Source organism: Chitinophaga nivalis, from assembly GCF_025989125.1.
Classification (GTDB): Bacteria; Bacteroidota; Bacteroidia; order Chitinophagales; family Chitinophagaceae; genus Chitinophaga; species Chitinophaga nivalis.
The window spans coordinates 2596597-2617152 of record NZ_JAPDNR010000001.1 but is presented as its reverse complement, the minus strand read 5'-3'; the positions used below and the strand labels follow the sequence as shown (position 1 = coordinate 2617152).

Below are 20556 nucleotides of genomic sequence, written 5' to 3'. Positions count from 1 at the left end.
AATTATTTCTATACGCTTACGGCTATGTGCTCCTCATCCGGTTACAACACAACAAATCATGTCTGCCGGTTTTTTATGGGATAACAAAAAAATGCAACACCAGCCGTCTCAAAAATACAACAGCCGCTGATCATGCGGCTGTTGTCGCTACAGGAATAACCGGCCTTTCTATCTGCCCGTAGATGTCCGGGCCCAGTCATTCATATATTCTTCGAGTACCTTCAGGGGCATATCGCCATAGGCAAGCAAGGCATCATGAAAATCTTTTAAGTGGAAGCGAGGTCCCATTTGCCGGGCTAGTTTATCGCGCAGTGCCATGAGTTTTATTTCTCCGGTTTTATAAGAAAGGGCTTGTCCCGGTAAGGCCATGTAGCGCTCTACTTCTGCTGTAGCAATGGTTTCGCTGATGGCTTCATTGGCCATCATATAAGCAATGGCTTCCGCTCTTGTCATTTTACCGGTATGGATTGCCACGTCTGTTACCAGCCGGATGGCCCGGTGAATTTCATTATTCAACGCCCCCATCTGCTGATAGGGATCGGTATAACAATGCAGTTGTTTGCCCAGTGACTCCGCGTAAAGCGCCCACCCTTCAAAGTAAGCACTGAAAGTAGGTTGCCGGCGGAAAGCAGGAATGGCTTTATTCTCCTGCTGGAGCGCTATCTGGAAATGATGCCCGGGCACACCCTCATGTATAAACGTAGCTTCCATACCATAGAAGGTGACATTGATTTTGGTGGCATCCGGCACGGGTACATAAAAAGTAGCGGGCCTTTTTTCGTCCGGATTACCTTTCACATAAAAGGGGCCTCCCATCGCTGCTTCCCGGAAAGCTTCCACCCGTCGTATCTCAAAACGTGTCTGTGGTTGCCGGCCAAACAACGCTGCTAATGCCGGTTGTATTTTATCATGGATCTGCCGGTATGCTGCCAGCACTTCTGCTGGTGTTTTAAAAGGCATCAGGGCCGGATTGGTTTTCAGGTGCGTGAAAAATGCCGGCAGCGTGCCGGTAAACCCCACCTGTGTTTTGATGGCTTCCATCTCTTTCCGGATACGTGCTACTTCTGTCAACCCGGTCTGGTATACCTGTTCCGGTGTCAGTTCCGGAGCAGTGGTATAATAATGCAGATAATAAGCATAGATGCGGTCGCCTCCTGGCAAAGCATACAGGCCAGCTTTCTCCTGGGCTGCCGACAGGTAAATGTTTTTCAGGTAGGTCGCCAGCTGTTCATAGGCAGGTATCATTTTATCTGCGATCACCTGATGATATAGTCCGGTAAGCCGTTGTTTTTCGGCGGTGGTAAAAGATGCCGGAAACTTTGCCAGCGGCAGGTAAAACACATTTTTTGCGGCATCCTTTACGGTCAGGGCTTCCAGCTGTGGAATCATGGTCATCACCAACGCCTTGGGTAATACAACACCCGCCCGGATACCTTTATTGAAGTTGGCGATACAGGTATCGGTCCATTCGGGAAAAGCATTCATTCTTTTAGCCCAGCGTTCATAATCCTGTACGGTATTAAAAGGCTGGTCGGCATTACCGGAGCCAAAAGAGGCCAGTTCCAGTGGTGTGGATACAAACTGATTCATCGGCAGGTATTCCAGGTGCAGGTCCAGTCCCTCCAGTCCCATTTGCAAGGTATATACCAGGATATCATAAGAGACCCTGTCTGCCTTACGCAGTTTTTTCCGGTCAAATGCTTGTAATGCAGTGAGGTATTTGTTGTAAAAAGAACGGGTAGCAGCCAGATAGGGAGCAGCGCCCTCTATGGCCAGCTGGTCGTCGTATTGGTGGTATCCGGCTGCAGTAGCTTCCGTAGGAAACAATGGCATACGTTCCCTATAGTAATCGTCAAATAACTGATGCAACCGGGTATTGTTTGGCGGCTCCTGTGCCTGCGCTATCTGCAGCCACAGGAGTAGGCAGGACATATACAACAGCATGGCATTTCTTTTCATGTTCTTGCTACGTTTTCGGGTGAAAGTGCCAGCGTGATTCCGACATAGGTGACAGTTATCTGTTGTATGCTGGTGACAGGATCATCGTTCCCATGCTGACCCTGCAAAGCTAGGATGCCCTGTACAGTAAAAATTGTATAAAATTAGCCTGCATCAGATATGCCGGTATTGCCGGGGCAACCACCCTGTCATGCGATAAAAGGTTTTGGTAAAATGTGCCTGATCGGTAAAGCCACATTCATAGGCGATTTCAGTGAGGGTAAACCGGCCTTGTCTGATAAGGGCGATCGCACGTTCTATTTTTATTCTGCGCAGATATGCTCCTGCCGAACAGCCAAAATACTTACTGAAATACCGGGAGATCGTAACCGGGTGCAGGTTCAGCTGTACTGCCAGTTCCGGTAGTGACAACGGATCCCGCCAGTTATCATACAGGATCGCTTTTATCTTTGCCGCCCATTCCGGGCAACAGCGGAAGGTTTCCTGCTCCGGATGCAGCAGGTCTATACACAACTGATCTATAGCCAGCGGCGAGGCATTGTCCTGCAGATAATGTTCCCGCATAATACGGATGATACCACCGGTATTGAGCTGATGATGTTGTTCAAACATCAGAGAAGCCGGTGGGGGCGCCACTTCATACCTGTTAAAAAATGCTTCTCCCAATTCAATATTGAAGATACGGGTACCCGGCAGGTAATCCACATTCTGATGGGCTTCTCCGGGATGATAATACAAACCGGTACCGGCATATTGTCTGCCGGAATTCCCTTTGCGCAGCTCTTTGCTACCTCCTTCCAGTATGTGTGAAAAATGCGGATTAACATGGTAATGCCAGTCGGATGACTGGTGGGCTTCAAATACGGTTTCACTGGTAATGATATGGCTGAAATGGCGTTCTCTCACTTTCTTCCCCACATAAGTGCCTTTTTCAAACTGAACAGGACTGGGTATGATCATACAATAAAAATAAAACATCTTCCCCAATATAATTACCGCAACGGATTATTACAAATGTTGTCACACTACCAACAGCTTGTTTTACAATTCAACCTGCCTTTCCCACACCTCAGGTACTATTTCCTACGCCTCCATCACTTACTACCCATACTGAATGTGCATTTCACCAACTCTTTCTAATTTCAATGTATCCTTACTACGGAACCAATGTTTATTCATGTACTTCGGTAAACCATTATAAAATGTGCCATCAATCAAATCATACACTTGTATAACTGTTCACTGGCAAACGTAAGCCTCTTCTTTTTCTGACACCTGTTTAAGCTGTTGTAAGCCTGCTGCAGCCACAACAACGATTGTCTATCACCTGTTGCATATCGCGTCCGGTTATCGACGCCTGTCTGCTATGATGCAGTGATCCGTTATTCATCATTATCCACACCGGCCTTTAACCTGCCGGCCGGTTACTTATTTCCGGCAATGTACCTGCCGGGTATGTCTGTGTTTATTATTCACCTATCAAAAAAAACCACAATCATGAAAAAGACCTATCAGTCAACACAAGTACTTTTCCTTTTTATCAGCCTTTTTCTGACATTCAGTGCCTGTAAAAAAAATGCCACACCGCTGAGTATGTCCGGTTCTACCAGCGCCAGCAACAGTAAAGCATCTCAGTGGTTGTTAAGCAAAAAGACTACAACGGGGCCGGCAAACACCGCTGTAAAAACCTATTTTTATAATGCGCAGCACCAGCTGACACGTTCCGTCAGTTCAAACCAGGATACCACTACATCGCCCTTTACAGAGTATTACACCTACAATAGTAATGGATTATTATCCTATATCACGAACAGCCGTAGGCAGGATACCATCTTCTTTCAGTACGACCAGCAAAACAGGTTAATATCCCATTCTGGTCTCGGAAACGTAAGTGGTTTCCCCAACTATTTCAAGTATTATTATAAAGCGAACAACATCAGCGGGGTAACATATTATACAAACGGAGCATTATTTACGGTCTCCAGTAACCATAGGACAGAACATGTGTATGATGCAGCAGGCAATATCATCACCATCCTGAAAACTTCTGTTTCCGCCATCTATAGCTTTCCGGGGCAGGCTCCTGATACTTCATTAATACCCATCGTCACCCGTCTGACTTACGATGACCGGCCCAATGTGTCCAGGAGTCTGAATATAAATGGACCTGGCCATCTGGCAGCAGTTGATGGTCATTCCGGCTATTACCCCATATTTTCGGCTAATAATGTAACAGATGATGGTTTTTATTATTACCGGTACACCTATAATAAAAACAACCTTGTACAAAGTGTCAGCAGATATGATAAGTATAGTAATACACAGATATCTACTACCCGGTTTGAATACATCAAAATATAAGTATCACCGGATGTAAACGAGTATACATCCCCTACGTATGATGTAACAGATAACGGCAAAATACTACTGCTATCAACTGTTACATCATACGTAACTAATATCCTGCGCACTACAAAATCAGGAGCCCCCCAAAAAACATCGGGTAACATATCAGTTATCTATACTCCCATCACTGCAGCCATATTGCATGCCAGCATCCTAATTTCACATCTGTTTATCAGAAAACCTATATTTATATTTCCACGGAGTTATATCTCCATCCGAATGCGCTTGTTTGTTGCCCGATAACATAGCGTCGGTATCATTGATATTAATTGTTAATCCAAAAACGTTATCATGAAGAAGCATCCATTATCCATCCACATCTGCCTACTGCTTATCTGTGTTGCTGCACAATTCACTGCCTGCAATAAAACGGTATCGCCCCTACCTGTTTCCGGTACCGCCAGCAGTACCGTCAAAGCGCCCATATGGCTACTGACCAGGGTTGTCAAAACAGGACCAGACTACCAATTTGAAAAAACTTTTTTTTACAATGCGCAACATCAGCTGATCCGCGCAGAGCGAAAACCCAAAGACAGCAGTTATCCGCAACCCAAGACCCAGTATTTTACCTACGACTCCAACGGGTTACTGTCTTATGTAGTTACCAATATACAGAAAGACACTATCTTCCTGCAGTACGATACGCAAAACAGGCTGATTGCCCACTCCCCTGTCAGACAGTGGAATACGACGCTCTATCATTTCAATTATTATTATAAAGGCAACAACACCATTGGCGTAACCTACTATCACAACCAGATCATCATGGTGGCGCAGGCAGCATCCTACCGGAAAGAATTTGTGTATGATGCCGCCGGAAATATCATCAAAACCCTGTCGACCTCCCGTACTTTCTTTTTCGGTAATCCTACCGCTGTACCGGATACTTCACAAATACCCACAGAGCGGATCCTGACCTATGACAATCACCCTAATTTTTCCAGGGCGCTGCAGGGAAACGGACCTGGGATATTATTGGCAGTAGAACTGGGATCAGATAATGGCGAATATTTTCCGGTACTACCCGTCAACAATATATCAGACGATGGCTTTTATTATTACCGGTACACTTACAATAAAGACGGCCTCGTACAACAGGCAAATGTTTACACCAAATATAACAACGCGCTGGTGGCATCTGCCCGATTTGAATATACCCGCATCTGAATAACCGACACCTGTTCATCACACCTGGTATAAAAGATAATATACCAGGATGATGAACCATTATTTATACTATAAAACATGCTCATGAAAAAAAATCCACTGTCAACACAAGTCTGTCTGCTGACCATTTTCCTGGTTTTCCTATTCACCTCCTGTGATAAGACAGTCATACCACTGCCTGTTTCCGGCACCACCGGTGGCACCGCTAACAGCGCGGCCAAAGCACCGGTATGGCTGCTGAAAAAAGTAATTAAAACAGGACCTTACTCCCTATTCGAAAAAACATTTTTCTACAATGCACAACATCAGTTAATCCGTTCTGAAAGAAAGACAACCGATAGCGGATACTTCCGGTCAAAGAAATTATATTTCAGCTACAACAGTAATGGGTCGTTGGCCTATATTACGAATGATCTGCAGCCAGACACCTTTTTCTTTCAGTATGATGCGCAGAACAGGCTGATTGCTCATTCTCCCATCAAACAATCGAAGACAACACTGTATAATTTCAATTATTACTATAAAGGGAACAACACCATTGGTTCTACCTATTGTCATAATTACATTATTATGTGGGGATCGGCAGCATCTTACAGAAGAGAGTATGTATATGATGCCGCGGGAAATATCACCAAAATCCTGGGCACATCCAAATCCGCCTCTTCTATTGGCTTACCGCCACCTCCTCCCCCGGATACGACCCTCGTACCAAAGGAGACGCTCCTGACCTATGACAACCGGCTTAATTATTCCAGAAGCCTGCAGGTAGACAGGCCAGGTATATTGGCACAGGACCTGATAGCAGATGAAGGAAAGTTCTATCCGGTCATTCCTGCCAACAATATCACCGATGATGGCAGTTACTACTACCAGTATATCTATAATGCAGACAACCTCGTAGAACAGGTAAATGTCTATTACAAATTTGACAATGCCCTTGCGGCATCCGCCCGTTTGGAGTATGTCCGCCTATAAACAAGTGCTTTTTTTATTACACATTATTACCACGGGTCACACACCATGGTAATAATGTGTAATCAATTGTTAATCCTAAAAACACTCCTCATGCAAAAAAATCATCTACCCCAAAAAATCGTTTTACTTTTTTTTATTAGTCTGACATCCTTGTTCATGGCTTGTGAGAAAACAACCAGCCCGCAACCCATTTCCGGTACGGCCAGCGGTGCCGCTAAAGCACCCGTATGGTTGCTGAAAAAAGTCGTCAAAAAAGGTCCTTACTACGAATTCGAAAAAACATTTTTCTACAATGCACAACGTCAGCTGATCCGCTCAGAGAGAAAGACAACCGACAGCGGATACTTCCGGTCAAAGAAGTCATATTTCACCTACAACAGTAATGGATCGCTGGCCTATATTACGAATGATTTGCAGCCAGACACTGTTTTCTTTCAGTATGACGCGCAGAACAGGCTGATTGCCCATTCTCCGATTAAACAATTGCGAACAACGCTGTATAATTTCAATTATTACTATAAAGGGAACAACACCATCGGATTAACCTATTGTCATAATTACATTATCATGTGGAGAATGGCAACATCCTACAGAAGTGAATATGTGTATAATGCCGCCGGAAATATCACCAAAATCCTGTCTACTTCCAGTTCTGTTGCTCTCCCCGGCTTTCCGCCGCCGCCACCGCCTGACACCTCCCACACCCCAATAGAGACTTACCTGACCTATGACAACCGGCTTAATTACTCCAGAAGCCTGCAACTCGACCGGCCAGGCATATTGGCACTGGATCTGGTATCAGATGAAGGGGAATTTTATCCGGTCATTCCTGCCAACAATATTACAGATGATGGTAGTTACTATTACCGGTATATTTATAATAAAGATAACCTGGTAGAACAAGTAAAAATTTATTCCAAATACGATAATACCCTTGAGGCATCTGCCCGTTTGGAATATACCCGCATTTAAACAAGTCGCCTGCTTTTATTACACCTGCTTACCATCGGTAATACCTCATGGTAATCGCGTGTATGCAATTGTTAACGCTAAAAATACCCTTATGCAAAACAACTATCTGCCTCAAAAAATCTGTTTACTTTTTTTTATCAGTCTGGCATCCCTCTTCATGGCCTGCGATAAAACGGCTAACCCACAACCCATTTCCGGCGCCGCCAGCGGTGCGGCCAAAGCCCCCATATGGCTGCTGAAAAAAGCTGTCAGTACAGGTAAATACAATAATTTTGAAAAAATATTTTTCTACAATGCCCAACATCAGCTGATCCGTTCTGAAAAAAAACCGGCTGATAGTAGCTCTCTTCCTGGAGGATCCTATTATTTCACGTATAATAGTAATGGGTTATTATCATCCTATTACAGCTCTCCTGACCGCTGGGATAGCGTCTCACTGCAATATGATGCGCAGAACAGGCTGGTAACTCATTCTACGCTCCGGTCATTGAATTTATACTATTTTAATTATTATGCTAAAAACAGCAACATCATCGGCACCACCTTTTCCCGTATCAATATCATCTTGTTTGGAAAATCGGTATCCTTCAGAAAAGAATATGTATACGATGCCATCGGGAACGTCACAAAAGTGCTGACAACTTCCAAATCAGCACTTTTTCCCGGCTTGCCGGCACCGCCTCCACCGGATACGTCCCTCATCCCAACAACTACTTTGCTGACTTATGATGATCATCCCAATTTCCTCCGCAGCCTGCAGCTAACCGGCCCAGGATTCTTTGAACAGGATATCGTATTAAGTGAGAGCATACTCTTTCCGGTATTATCTACGAATAACATCACTGCAGATGATACCTATTACTACCGGTATATTTACAATAAAGACAACCTGGTTCAACAGGTAAATGTTTATCATAAATCCGGTAATGTTTTCTCACGGTCCATTCGTTTTGAATATATCCGTATCTGATAGCCGGAACCCTTATTGCTGCCTTGCCGCAGGATAGCTAATCAGCAAAAAGACCACGACTTTTCGGGTATATGATCCGAAAAGCCGTGGTCTTTCTGTCGTGTGTGACGGTTCAAGGAATATGAACACTTTCATTGATTGTTATACGCTGGTGATCAGCGTCACATATAGCATGGTTCCTTTAACTGAATAACCGGTAAACGCTTTCTCTCCACAGCAGGTGATTAAATATTCACCCATACGATGTAGGCCTGCTTCTGATGGCCACTCTTTTCTACCATCATCGTTGCGAAGGAATTGCTATCTTCTTTCCGGGCGATCATTTCGAGATGACAGAATCGATTACTTGCATTTTCATCCGGCTGGCCAAACAGGTAGTTTTTGACGATTTGTTTCCCATCATATACCGCAAATACGGTATTGCTGTTGCTGACAACCCGTACATCATATTTACTGCGGTAGTCTTCCTCTCTGTTTTTTGTATTGCCTGCATAATCGTTGTAGATGACATAATCCTTATTGTCTTTACGGAAATAGTCATAGGAGTAAAAGCCGGATAAATTACTGGTAAAGGCATTATCGCGGAAGTTCCACCTGGATTGCCGGCGTTTGTGCTGCATGAATAACTGCATGCCGCCCTCATTTTCCTGTCCTTTGGCAATGGCATAACTCTCTGCTTCCTTTCCATCGGCATCTAACCGGGTAATACCGATTTCTCCGAGCCTGGTTTTGTAATTATTGTGTGTATCAAATCTGTCCCGGGCTCTTCTGTCAGTGAGCATTCCGTCTTTGATTGTTTCCTGAAAAATATCCATCTCTTCCAGCAATAGTGTGGTACCGCCATCGGGGTGCAGGTAAAAATCCTGAATGACGCCCTGATAATTTCTTTTGTATTTCAGGTGTGTTTTAGCATATTCATTCAGCTGCGGATGTGCTACAAAATAATGCTGTTTGACGGTTAACTGTTCCGGATCTATCACGTGCATCAGCAGGGCAAATCGTTCCAGCATATTACGGCTCATAATAGGCTCCAGCCTGGTACCCGGTGTATACAAGGCGCTAAGCAGGTACACATTTTTATCCGCCGTATTGAATTTCAGGGCCGCATCTCTTAACCGTTTATCCCGTACATCAGGTAACCAGGCTGTTTTAAAACCCTCCGTACCCTTTGCCAGACTGGCGATGGCGAAGCGGGACGACTGGAGAAAGGAGAGCTCCATGTTAAAGGCAAAGGCAGCCAGGAAAACATTGTTGCCGCCATTCACATACATATCTGCCATATTCAGGTATTTGAAATCTCTGGCAGGAACGGCAAAATCCCCTTTGTTTATTACCTGGTGCTGTGGATCAAAATGGAGCACGCGGATACGTTCTTCTCCTTTTTCATACGTCAGCATAGATACTGCATAATAATCGGAAACCGGGTCTTTACGCAGTTCAAATTCTGATATCCGCATGCCCCCATAGGTGTAGCGATAGCCTCTTGTCAGGCGTAGTGGTGCCAGATCGGCGATTAATTTTTCTTCTTTCAGCTGGCCGGTGTTGCTGTCGAACACCAGGCGATACAGCGATGGTCTGCGATGTACATACTGCTGCAGGAACACGACTGCCTCCCCATTGATTTCATAGATTCCTTTCAGATCGGCCAGTACCATCCGCCGGTTGCTCCAGGAAGAGAGCCGGTTGTTGACAACTGGTTGTGCTTCATGCTGTGGATTATAAACTGTGACGTTGATACCTTTTCTCAACGTGAAATGAAAGAACAATGTATGGCCGTTTTTCATGAGTAACAAACGGCTTGCTCCCTGTTCTGGTTCTTCGAAGGCGCTGCTACGTACCACTTGCGGTTGCGTTACCCCTGATGTGCGGGCAAAGGATGCCAGGGCGAAAGTCAAACCCAGGCAAACGAGGAAAACTTTTTTCTGCATAGGAAGCATGTTGTGTGAGAAAATGAAGAACTTTTTTTTAAGCAGGTTTTAACGTCATTGGGTTTCGAAACACCGGATTCATCCATGCAAAAATGGTGCCGGCTGATGCAAATAATTTCACCTGATAATTTCACTTATATTAGCCGGATGATGAACACCCAGGAAACAATCGCTTTTAAACAACAGCTAAAACAATTTTGTGAAACGTTGATCACGCAACGGATAGACATAGCCCGTGCAGCCAGCACGCATGCACAGCAGGCCGCCAACCAGGAAGAAAAAAGTTCTGCGGGCGATAAATACGAAACCAGCCGGGCAATGGGGCACCTGGAAAAAGATATGTATACGCGGCAACTGGCCGAAAACCTCAAGGAGCTGGCTCGCCTGCAGGAAGTAGATACCAGTCGTATTTATACCCTGGCTGCAGCCGGCGCCGTTATCACGTGCACGCATATATCTTTTTTTATTGCCGCCGGTTTGGGTAAACAGGAGGTAGATGGCCGCACCATTATTTTCCTTTCGCCCTACTCTCCGCTGGCCAAAACATTACAGGGGAAAAAAGCAGGAGATTCCTTTCTCTTTAATAAAGAGCTGCTCACTATTACAACAGTATGCTAATGGCTGATAACAACTGTATGCCGCAACCCATCCCGATATCCAACTGCGTTATTATTGCAGACGGATGTCCTATCTATCGCCAGCCCGGGCCGCGGTACAGTTTCTTCCGGCTTTTAATTCATCTATACATATTGCATGCTCACCGATACTTTCTTAAATTAGTCAGGGAAAATGATTTTCTTAGAATATGTACCGGCTAAAAGTTACCACCCTGATTAAACATTTCAACGGATGGCTGATCTGTTTAAGCATCCCGCTGGTGTTCATGGTGGGGCATGCCGGCTGGCCGCGGCTGCGTATGATTCTGTCATCACCCTTTTTTCTGCTGTTTTTCCTGAGTTACTTTTTTTTGTATTACCTGCACACCTATTATCTGTTTCCGCAGTTATACCTGAAAAAACACTGGACGAAGTACTTTAGCGTGATGGCATCGCTCCTGGCCCTGTTCTATTACCTGCAGCCTTTTGATCTGCTGTTTGTATATGTGCTGGCTCCTCCCGGCATGCAACGCCAGGGATTTGATATTGTCAGCATCTTCCTGTGGATATTAACCATTGCCCTGAGTGTAGCCATTGAATCCACGCACCGGTGGCACCTTACCGAGCAGTGGGCACTACGGGCAGAAGCAGGTAAAGCCAGTGCGGAACTGGCCTTTCTCAAAGCGCAGATCAATCCGCATTTTCTGTTTAACACCCTGAATAATATCTATTCGCTGGCCGTTACCAAAAAGGAAAACACGGCGGAATGTTTGTTGAAACTATCCAATATACTTCGCTATATTACAGATGAAGTACACCAGGAGATGGTACCGCTCCAGCTGGAAGTGAGCTGTATACAAGACTTTATAGACCTCCAGCAGATACGGCTGGGCGATAACATGCAGGTACATTTCAACATCCACGGTAATATTAGTCACTGCAATATAATCCCATTAATACTGATGACATTTGTGGAAAATGCATTTAAATACGGTACCAGCAACCGCGAACAAGGTACGATCTGTATCAGTCTGAATGTGACAGATCACCAGTTAAAGTTCTATTGCCGGAATACCTGCTTCCATATGAAAAGACCTGATAATAGTTCCGGTATTGGTATCGCCAATAGCCGGCACCGCCTGGAACTGTTATACCCGGATAAACACGTGTTGAATATCGATGTAACCCAGGAGCATTATACTGTAGACCTTACACTACACCATTAATTTTACGGATACGACCCTAATCTAATCATACGACCAAATTATGCTGATCAAGTCTATTGCCATTGATGATGATTCCCCTGCGCTCTCATTGATCAGGGAATATGTACAGCAAACACCCGGCCTGCAGCTGCTGCACACTTTCAGCGATGCCATTGCCGGTGCGGAATTCCTTCGCCATACCCCGGTAGACCTGCTGTTTGTTGACATCAACATGCCCGACATCACCGGCCTGGATCTGGTAAATTCGCTGGAAACAAAACCGATGATCATCTTCACTACCGCCTATAAAAAATTTGCGATAGATGGATTTGAATTATCGGCCATTGATTACCTGCTCAAGCCTTTCAGTCTGGAACGTTTTACCACCGCCACTACCAAAGCGGCGATCCATTTCCGGCATACCTGCCTGGATAGCCAGGAACCGGTAGAACACCTGTATGTATACGTTGCCTACCGGATGATGAAAATCCCCTGCAGCAATATTGAATACATCGAAAGTCTGGAAGACTATATCCGTATTCATTTGCTGGAAGGCAGGCCCATTGTCACGCTCATGCCGTTGAAGAAGGTGCTGGAAAAACTACCGCCCGGTAAATTCAGGCGTATACACCGTAGCTACGTGGTGGCCACAGACAAAGTGTATTCTATCCACAACCGGCAGGTGAAGCTGGTTTCCGGCAAACAGCTGCCTATAGGATACACCTATCTCAGCTTCGCCCGTGAATGGAAGAAATATTAATTATCGGTACATCCTGTTGGTTTATCTATTATTATTGGCCGGAGTAATGAAGTTCCAGAAATTTAATAAAAAACGTTACACTATGGAACAACAACACTCAAGAAAACAGTTTCTCCGTAATATGATCGTGGGTGCTACCTCCCTCCCGCTCATTTTACAAGCCTGTAGTAAAGAATCTCTTACAGAAGATGCCGCCGTTGCCGGAGATGGTGGAATAGGTAACAGTAATGCTGCCGCTGCACCAACTGTTTGCCGCGTAACGCCTCCTGAAATGGACGGTCCGTTTCCGCTGTATAACAGCAGAGGATCTGCACTCGTACGTACCAACATCAACGACGGCAAAACCGGTGTTCCCCTGAACATCGACTTCACCGTGGCTAATGTCAACACGGGTTGTACCCCCATTCCCAATGCCCGGGTGGATATCTGGCAATGTGATAAGGATGGTTACTATTCAGGTTATATCAATGATGGTTATCTGGGCCGTCAGAACAATATCGGCAGGGTATTCGGCCGTGGTATACAATATGCCAACAGTGCAGGTCTGGTCCACTTCGAATCCATCTATCCCGGATGGTATCCTGGCCGTATCGCACATATCCACGTACAGATCTTTATCAACAACGCACTCCGCTTAACTACGCAGATTGCCTTCCCTGATCAGATTAACTATGCTGTGTACAGAACACCACTCTATGCAGCCCATGGTCAGAATTCCACTGTTTACAACAACCAGGCGGACGCACTTTTCGCAGACTCCATCGCATTCCAGCTGGGTACCGTAGTATCCAATCCACAAACTGGAGGTTACACACTTTCTCATACTATTAAAATTTCTGCTTAATATTTTTGTCTTTTCACCCTGTATGTTAACTGATATGAGCCATCCTTTTATAAAACTCTCTTACCGGCAGGTAATAGATGCCAGCTATGCCGGTACTTTTGAAGAAAATGTTTTCCACGATTCCTATGCAGAATTTTCGATACAGGCACAGGTCTACAATCGGGAAAACACTTGTAATACCTGGCAGGAGCTCCTGGCGCATAATCCGAAAGCAGCTTCCCTGCATTATAAAGTTGGCTTCGCTATCGGGTTATACGTGGGTGAGCTGAACAACTATATTCCCAAACTGGAAGATATGCGTGGCCGGTGCAATGTACCTTTTGCAACTTATGAATTTGAGATCCTTGACTCTGACCTCCGCAACCCGGAAGCGCACAAGGTAGCGATCCACTACCTGACCGATCCGCTCATGCTGGTTATGCAGGCAGGTGATCATCTGGTTCTATCCACCACCAACAGGCCATCGGGGGGCATGGCGGCCTGGGTGGAAACATTTACCCTGAAAATACAACCGGGGTTATCTGTTGTGGATTATTGCGCATCGGCTGTTGCTACTAACGCTACAACGTAGTTTCATACCTTTGCCATCTAAAAAAAGATAGCCGTCCCATTAGTGGGACGGCTACTTTTTTGTCATTTATCCGATTTATCAATTCACATCCCACCATACCCTGCCGGTCAGGAAATCACCGCCGGGTACAGCCGAGCTTGCAGCTTTATAGTTAACCGGGTTAGAACTTGCTTCTGATGCCGGATACGGGAAACGACGCGGAATAGTACCATTGGTATTATTACCGGGATAATTCACCGCTTTCAGCACAGGGAAACCGGTTCTTCTCCAGTTGCACCATGTTTCGTATCCATTGAACAGTGTAGCAGCCCAGAACTGTTCGTTAATCATTTCCAGCCCTTTTGCCGCATTATACGGATGTGCTGTCAGGTAAGCGTTTGCCGCTGTTTCATCAATCGCCGTAGTGGCATCATAGATACCATACTGGGTAATCGCTGCTCTTACACCATTTTTATAGTGTTCTTCAGCATTACCACCTACACCCCAGCGTTGTGCAGCATCTGCCAGCAGCAATTCACTTTCTGCATAGGTCAGTACCAATGTAGGACTGGTTTTCTTCAGCAGCAATCTGTTCAACATAGAATAGTTTTCCAGTCGGGTGCCGGTATGACCCGGTGCATTGCTGATATCTTCTGCACGACCCAATACATCATAACCATTCGGCAGCCCTTTCTGCACGGCAGGAGCTTTGTCGCCATTGGCCAGCTGTGCTACCACAGCCAGACGTGGGTCATTGTTGTTTTTCAGGAAGTCGATATAGGTTTTGGAAAGACGCAGGTTGCTGTCGAAATCCGTCAGGTTCAACACCAGGGATACGCGGTTAGACGTTACCCTTTCATCGGTAGCATCATGGATCACAATCGCATTGTCTTTATTGCTTTCCATTGTTTTACCTACCAGTTTCGCTACATACGCTTTGGCAGTGGCAGGATCTACTTTGGTTAAACGCATAGCGGTACGCAGCAACAGGGTGTTACCAAAACGTTTCCATTTGGCGATATCCCCGTCGAAGAACAGATCACCGATAGGTTTCTCTGCAGCCGGATCCAGCTTGTTGGTAGCATCTTCTATTTCTTTCAGCAGGTCACCGTAGATCTCCTGTTGTCTGTCATATTTAGGGAAATAATCCTGGGTGTAAAGACCCAGTCCCGCCTTGTAGTAAGGAATATCTCCATACAGGTCACTGATACGTTGCAGCATCATGGCGCGCATGATACGGCACATCTGGTGCAGGTTTCTGTATTTCTCCTTACCTTCTGAGAATTTCAGGGCTTCCACAATCGGGTTGATCTGCTCCAGGTAAGCACCATTTACGGTATTACCCCAATAGGCAGCGATATAACCTTCTACCTGTACATATTTATCTCCCGGCCAGTTACCTACGCCACCAATGGTAGCAAAGTGCTGCATAAAGGAGGAAGTACCGAGGATGTTGGCTCTCCAGGTATCAAAACCATTATCGCGGCTACCGGTATAGCACAGCTGTGCAGAAGTAAACAGGTAGTTCGGATCGTAGTTATTAGGGGAAAAGCTGGATGGATTGGTATTGATCTCTTCAAATTTTTTGGTACAGGATGTAAAGAACAGTCCTGCAGCAGCCAGACAGGCAATACCGTATGTTTTGATGAATCTTCTCTTCATTTTAATAAGTTTTAAACGTGGTAACGTCTTAGAATTTTACATTCAGGTTGAAACCGTAACTTCTGGTAGGAGGTACACCACCTAATTCCAGACCTTGCGCTACGTTGGAGTAAGCAGACTCCGGATCGATGTTATCGGTCTTTTTCATCAAGATCAGCAGGTTACGACCTACCAGGCTTAATGTAGCAGATTGTATCACATTATTAAACCAACGGGAAGGGAATGTATAACCGAGGGTTACCTGACGTAATTTGATAAAGCTGGCATCCTGTACGAACAGCGAAGTTACGTTTTCTCTCATTTTAGTGTAGTAAGTCTGTGGTTCTGCATTGGCGCTACCGTATTTTTTATCACGGCCTTCCAGGGTGGCTTTGTGCAAGCCAAATCCATAGGCGTAGTAGTCGGTCGCAGCAAATACTTTACCACCAAATTTACCATCAATCAGGAAAGAGAAGTTAAAACGTTTGTAGGAGAATTCGTTATTCCAGCCGCCGGTCCATTTGTGGTAACCGGAACCGTAGTTTTTGCTTTCCCCTTTTAATGGTGCACCATTGGCATCCACTAATACTTTACCACTTTCATCACGTTTGTAATCGGTCGCGATGATCTGGTTTACCGGTAATCCGATCATGTTGGCAATGCTCACATTGTCTACACGGGATTCAGCTACCAGCAGGGAAGATTGACCTGCAGCCAGTTCCAGTACGGTGTTGTTGTTCATGGAACCGTTCAGGGAGGTGGTCCAGGTAAAGTTTTTAGTCTGATAAGGCGTACCGGTCAGTAATAATTCCACCCCGGTGTTACGCAGCTTACCGATGTTCAGGATTACGTTGCTGTAACCGGAAGTAACGGAAGCAGGCGCCTGTACAATTTCATCTTTGGATGTTTTGTTGTACCAGGTAACATCCACGCCTATACGGTTATTCAGGAAACGGAGTTCCGCACCTACTTCTATTTCAGAAGCTTTGGAAGGACGCAGGGCGCCGGAAGGAATGCTGGTATTAATTACACGGCCCAGGGTTTTACCACCGATGTTAGAGATAAAGGCGCTCGCACCGTTCTGCAAACCTACACCATAGTTCAGCATAGTCAGATAAGGATCGGTAGCAGCACCTACGACTGCATAACCAGCTCTTAATTTACCAAAGCTCAGCCAACTGGGGTGAGCCAGTTCAGAGAAAATGAAGGAACCGCTTACGGCCGGATAGAATACATCCAGTTTGTTAGAAGGAGCCAGGGTCGAGAACCAGTCATTACGTGCACTTGCATTCAAGTACAACAAGCCTTTATAGGCGATTTCGAGGGTACCGTATACGGATTGCACTTCTTGTCTGATCAGGCTGTAGGAAGTGCTTTGGCTTTTAATATTGGAAACATCATATGCAAAAGGCATATTCAGCGTCGTACCACCAATGGTGCTGGTTTCGTTGCTTACCTTTCTCAGGTTGGCACCTACCTGCGGTGTGATGGTCAGGTCTTTATTTACCTTGATTGGCATACCGGCCAATCCATCTATGTTGATTTCGGAAAACAGGATGGAAGCTTCTGTTACGTTGGCATTTACCAATGGTCCGAGGTAAGCGGTACCACTAGGCACTACGAAAGTATTACGGTTGTTGTAGGCGTCCAGACCCGCACGACCCTGTAAGTACAGGCCATTGTCGAATGTGTAACGCAGACTACCGGAACCGATGAAACGATTACGATTGGTGTTGTTGATGAATTTTTCTGCTGCAAACCAAGGGTTGGTAGCATAGATATTATCTACAAACTGTAACTCTCTGCCATCTGGTCTGAAACCAGGTTTCAGGTCATTTACATTCACACTGGTAGGCAGGAACATCACCTGGAAGTTGGAGTTACCCGCACCATCATTCAGGATAGGACGGTTATTCGCTTTTTCAATGATGTAGTTGGCCCGTGCATCTACGGCTAAACGTTTGGTAACATTATAGTTTACGTTCAGGCTGAATGTTTGTCTTTTCAAAGTAGCGCTGGGCGTAACCGCACGGTTATTCATATCACTGGCAGAAAAACGGATACCGCCATTGTTGTCCAGTCCTTTAGAGAAAGAGATGGTATTGGTAAACGTATTGGCACCGTTGTAGAAATTCTTCAGGTTATTTTTCTGTGCTACATACGGACGTTCTACGCCGTCAAACTGAATGGCATTGGAACCGTCCAGTTTGGCACCCCAGCTGGCGTTACCAGTGTTGAATGCAGCTGTCCGGTTAGCAGGTTTGGCGCCGTTGGAACCATTACCATACTCATATTGGAAATCGGTGAGGTTGATTATTTTATCCAGTACAAAGTTAGAGTTAAACTCTACGGTACCTTTACCTTTACCGCTTTTGGTGGTGATCAGGATAACACCGGCTTTTGCACGGGAACCATACAATGCAGATGCCGCAGCACCTTTCAGTACAGACATGCTTTCGATATCATCGGGGTTGATGTTACCGATACCATCACCCTGGTCAGATACGTTAGACCATCTGCTGGTAATGGGCACGCTTTCGTTACTCATAGGTACACCATTGATTACATACAACGGCTGGTTGGAACCACTCAGACTGGAAATACCACGGATGGTTACGTTGGTAGCAGCGCCGGGACCACCGGATACGGAGTTAACGTTTACACCGGCTACTTTACCTACCAGGGAGTTCGCGATGTTTACTTCTCTCGCCTGTGTCAGTTCACTTCCTTTTACTTCTGTAACGGAGTAACCCAGGGCTTTTTTCTCTTTACGTATACCTAATGCCGTTACCACTACTTCGCTCAGCGCGCGGGTATCTTCTTCCAGTACAATGTTCAGCGGACCGCCATTACCTGCCACTACTTCCTGGCTCAGGTAACCGGTATAAGATATTACCAGTACATCTGTAGGAGCAGCCTGGATAGTAAAATGACCGGTACCGTTGGTAGCAGCTCCGGTGGTACCACCTTTTACTTTAACGGAAGCACCTGGTAAACCCATACCGCTTTTATCCGTTACGCGTCCTTTCACTTCTGCAAATGAACGGGCAGCAGTAGCAGCGCCGGCATGGCCTTTGGGAGCCACAGCAATAATGCCATCCACGATTTTGAAACTCAGAGAAGCCTGGTTGGAAACTTCCTCCAGCAACTCATTAATAGTCCAATCCTGTTCCCGGATGTTCACCCTTTTGTTGGCGTCAATGTCCTCGCGGTTGTAAATAAATTTGAACGGTGTGACAGCTTCAATACGTTCCAGCGTCTGGATCAGCTTTACGTCGTTGAATCCTATGCGTATCACCTGGCTTGCTTTAGCGCTCAGGCCTGGCATTAACAACGCTAATAGCAGCATTGTCAATGTCCATCTTTTTATCATCCGATAAAAGGGTAAAGATGTGCATTTCATAAAGTTGGAATTTAGAGTATAAGATTTTCTACATGAAGATTTATAGCATAAGCATTAATAAATGTTATAGGAATAATAATCCGTTAATCGATTGTTTTAGTTTTCCGGGAATGTAATACGAATAGTATCTGCAGTAAGGGAATACTCAAATTTATGCGCGAAGCTCAGCGCTTCCAGTACATTTTTAAGCGATTTATTCCTGAACTCACCTGTGAAATGTTTACTCACCGCGGGCATATTTCTGACAGCTATTTTAACACCATACCAATCTTCCAGTTTGGTTACAATCTCATTAAACCTGGCATCTCTAAAGGCAAGCAGGTCCTGTTGCCACAGGATGGCATCCTCGATTTTAAACTCGTTTTTCTTTATCTGGTTGTTATGTTTACGATCTACTATTAATTCCTGTCCGGGATCGAGGTAGGCAATATCCACATCCGCTCCGGCCTTGGTGGCGGCGCGCTGTACTTTTACCTTTCCTGTTACCAGGGATACTTTGGTTCCTGATTCATGCTGATAATACCGGACCATGAAGGAGGTACCCAGCGCTGTGGTAATGACATCACCACATTTTACGCGGAACGGGAGGCGTTCATTGCCGGAAACTTCGAAAAATGCTTCTCCATTGAGTTGAACAAGCCGGTTGCGGACATTATATCCGTCTTCCAGAGAAATCGTACTATTGGCATTTGCAACTACTACAGTACCATCGGGTAACCGGAAGGTTTTTTTGGCAGGAATGCTATCTGGTACAGCCGGTTGGAGTACGGCCACCGTAGTATCTTTCACGAGGTAGTCATAATATACCCATCTGCCGGCGAGGAAAAGCGTACCAGTAACGGCAGCTGCAGCCAGCCAACGGCCTATACGGGCGTACAGGGGACGTTGCAGGTCTGTTACAGCAGGAGCTGCAGACGACTGCTGTATATGTTCGGCAAATAAGGTTTTAAATGCTTCCAGCTCAGGTTGATACTTTTCACGGGTGGCCAGATCTTTTCCGATCAGGGCATACAGCTGCTGCGCCTGCGCTGCGATGGGCTGCCGGTCAGGGTTAGCGGCCAGCCAATTCTCCCAGAACAGGACATCTTCCTCATTATTGCGCAAGCAATAATTAAGGAAAGAGGCATCTGTTAAAAAATCCTCGAGTTGGTAATCCCCGTAATTCATTCTTTCGGTCCTT

16 protein-coding genes are annotated in these 20556 nt (G+C 45.6%); 10 read left to right on the top strand and 6 right to left on the bottom strand.

What is annotated here, in order from left to right:
* Window positions 1-168 precede the first annotated feature (168 nt).
* Together OL444_RS10755 and OL444_RS10750 are read right to left on the bottom strand one after the other, a co-directional pair.
* The gene (locus OL444_RS10755; RefSeq protein ID WP_264733204.1) at window positions 169-1959 is read right to left on the bottom strand and encodes a DUF885 domain-containing protein; all 1791 of its coding nucleotides are present in this window, start codon (window positions 1957-1959) and stop codon (window positions 169-171) included.
* 153 nt (window positions 1960-2112) lie between these two features.
* Window positions 2113-2919 (bottom strand): helix-turn-helix domain-containing protein, encoded by an 807-nt coding sequence (locus OL444_RS10750; RefSeq protein WP_264733205.1) that lies wholly within the window; start codon window positions 2917-2919, stop codon window positions 2113-2115.
* A gap of 537 nt (window positions 2920-3456) precedes the next feature.
* On the opposite strand from OL444_RS10750, the gene OL444_RS10745 reads away from it, so the two are divergent.
* The 5 genes from OL444_RS10745 to OL444_RS10725 all read left to right on the top strand — a co-directional run bounded on the left by OL444_RS10745 (window position 3457) and on the right by OL444_RS10725 (window position 8449).
* The gene (locus OL444_RS10745) at window positions 3457-4320 is read left to right on the top strand and encodes a hypothetical protein (protein WP_264733206.1); all 864 of its coding nucleotides are present in this window, start codon (window positions 3457-3459) and stop codon (window positions 4318-4320) included.
* A gap of 336 nt (window positions 4321-4656) precedes the next feature.
* Window positions 4657-5532 (top strand): hypothetical protein, encoded by an 876-nt coding sequence (locus OL444_RS10740; protein WP_264733207.1) that lies wholly within the window; start codon window positions 4657-4659, stop codon window positions 5530-5532.
* 84 nt (window positions 5533-5616) lie between these two features.
* Window positions 5617-6507 (top strand): hypothetical protein, encoded by an 891-nt coding sequence (locus OL444_RS10735; RefSeq protein WP_264733208.1) that lies wholly within the window; start codon window positions 5617-5619, stop codon window positions 6505-6507.
* 156 nt (window positions 6508-6663) lie between these two features.
* On the top strand, window positions 6664-7479 hold the full coding sequence (locus OL444_RS10730) for a hypothetical protein (RefSeq protein WP_264733209.1): 816 nt from the start codon (window positions 6664-6666) through the stop codon (window positions 7477-7479).
* Between the two features lie 91 nt (window positions 7480-7570).
* Window positions 7571-8449: a hypothetical protein gene (locus OL444_RS10725; RefSeq protein WP_264733210.1), complete on the top strand. Its 879-nt coding sequence runs from the start codon at window positions 7571-7573 to the stop codon at window positions 8447-8449.
* Window positions 8450-8673: 224 nt separating this feature from the next.
* On the opposite strand, the gene OL444_RS10720 is transcribed toward OL444_RS10725, so the two are convergent.
* Window positions 8674-10377, bottom strand: a complete 1704-nt coding sequence (locus tag OL444_RS10720; protein WP_264733211.1) for a hypothetical protein — start codon at window positions 10375-10377, stop codon at window positions 8674-8676.
* 147 nt (window positions 10378-10524) lie between these two features.
* On the opposite strand from OL444_RS10720, the gene OL444_RS10715 reads away from it, so the two are divergent.
* The 5 genes from OL444_RS10715 (at window position 10525) to OL444_RS10695 (ending at window position 14353) form a co-directional block, all read left to right on the top strand.
* Entirely contained in the window at window positions 10525-10995 is a 471-nt protein-coding gene (locus OL444_RS10715) for a hypothetical protein (protein WP_264733212.1), read from the top strand.
* A 187-nt stretch (window positions 10996-11182) separates the two neighbouring features.
* Window positions 11183-12199 (top strand): sensor histidine kinase, encoded by a 1017-nt coding sequence (locus OL444_RS10710; protein WP_264733213.1) that lies wholly within the window; start codon window positions 11183-11185, stop codon window positions 12197-12199.
* Between the two features lie 40 nt (window positions 12200-12239).
* Window positions 12240-12938 (top strand): LytR/AlgR family response regulator transcription factor, encoded by a 699-nt coding sequence (locus OL444_RS10705; protein ID WP_264733214.1) that lies wholly within the window; start codon window positions 12240-12242, stop codon window positions 12936-12938.
* An 82-nt stretch (window positions 12939-13020) separates the two neighbouring features.
* Window positions 13021-13782, top strand: coding sequence for a dioxygenase family protein (locus OL444_RS10700; RefSeq protein WP_264733215.1), 762 nt, complete (start codon window positions 13021-13023; stop codon window positions 13780-13782).
* 34 nt (window positions 13783-13816) lie between these two features.
* A complete protein-coding gene (locus tag OL444_RS10695) occupies window positions 13817-14353 on the top strand; it encodes a hypothetical protein (protein ID WP_264733216.1) in 537 nt (178 codons plus the stop codon).
* Between the two features lie 78 nt (window positions 14354-14431).
* Here OL444_RS10695 and OL444_RS10690 read toward each other — a convergent pair whose 3' ends face one another.
* From OL444_RS10690 to OL444_RS10680, 3 genes are all read right to left on the bottom strand, one after another.
* Window positions 14432-15994: a SusD/RagB family nutrient-binding outer membrane lipoprotein gene (locus tag OL444_RS10690; protein WP_264733217.1), complete on the bottom strand. Its 1563-nt coding sequence runs from the start codon at window positions 15992-15994 to the stop codon at window positions 14432-14434.
* Between the two features lie 28 nt (window positions 15995-16022).
* Window positions 16023-19376 (bottom strand): SusC/RagA family TonB-linked outer membrane protein, encoded by a 3354-nt coding sequence (locus tag OL444_RS10685; RefSeq protein ID WP_264733218.1) that lies wholly within the window; start codon window positions 19374-19376, stop codon window positions 16023-16025.
* Between the two features lie 96 nt (window positions 19377-19472).
* The gene (locus tag OL444_RS10680; protein WP_264733219.1) at window positions 19473-20543 is read right to left on the bottom strand and encodes a FecR family protein; all 1071 of its coding nucleotides are present in this window, start codon (window positions 20541-20543) and stop codon (window positions 19473-19475) included.
* Window positions 20544-20556 lie beyond the last annotated feature (13 nt).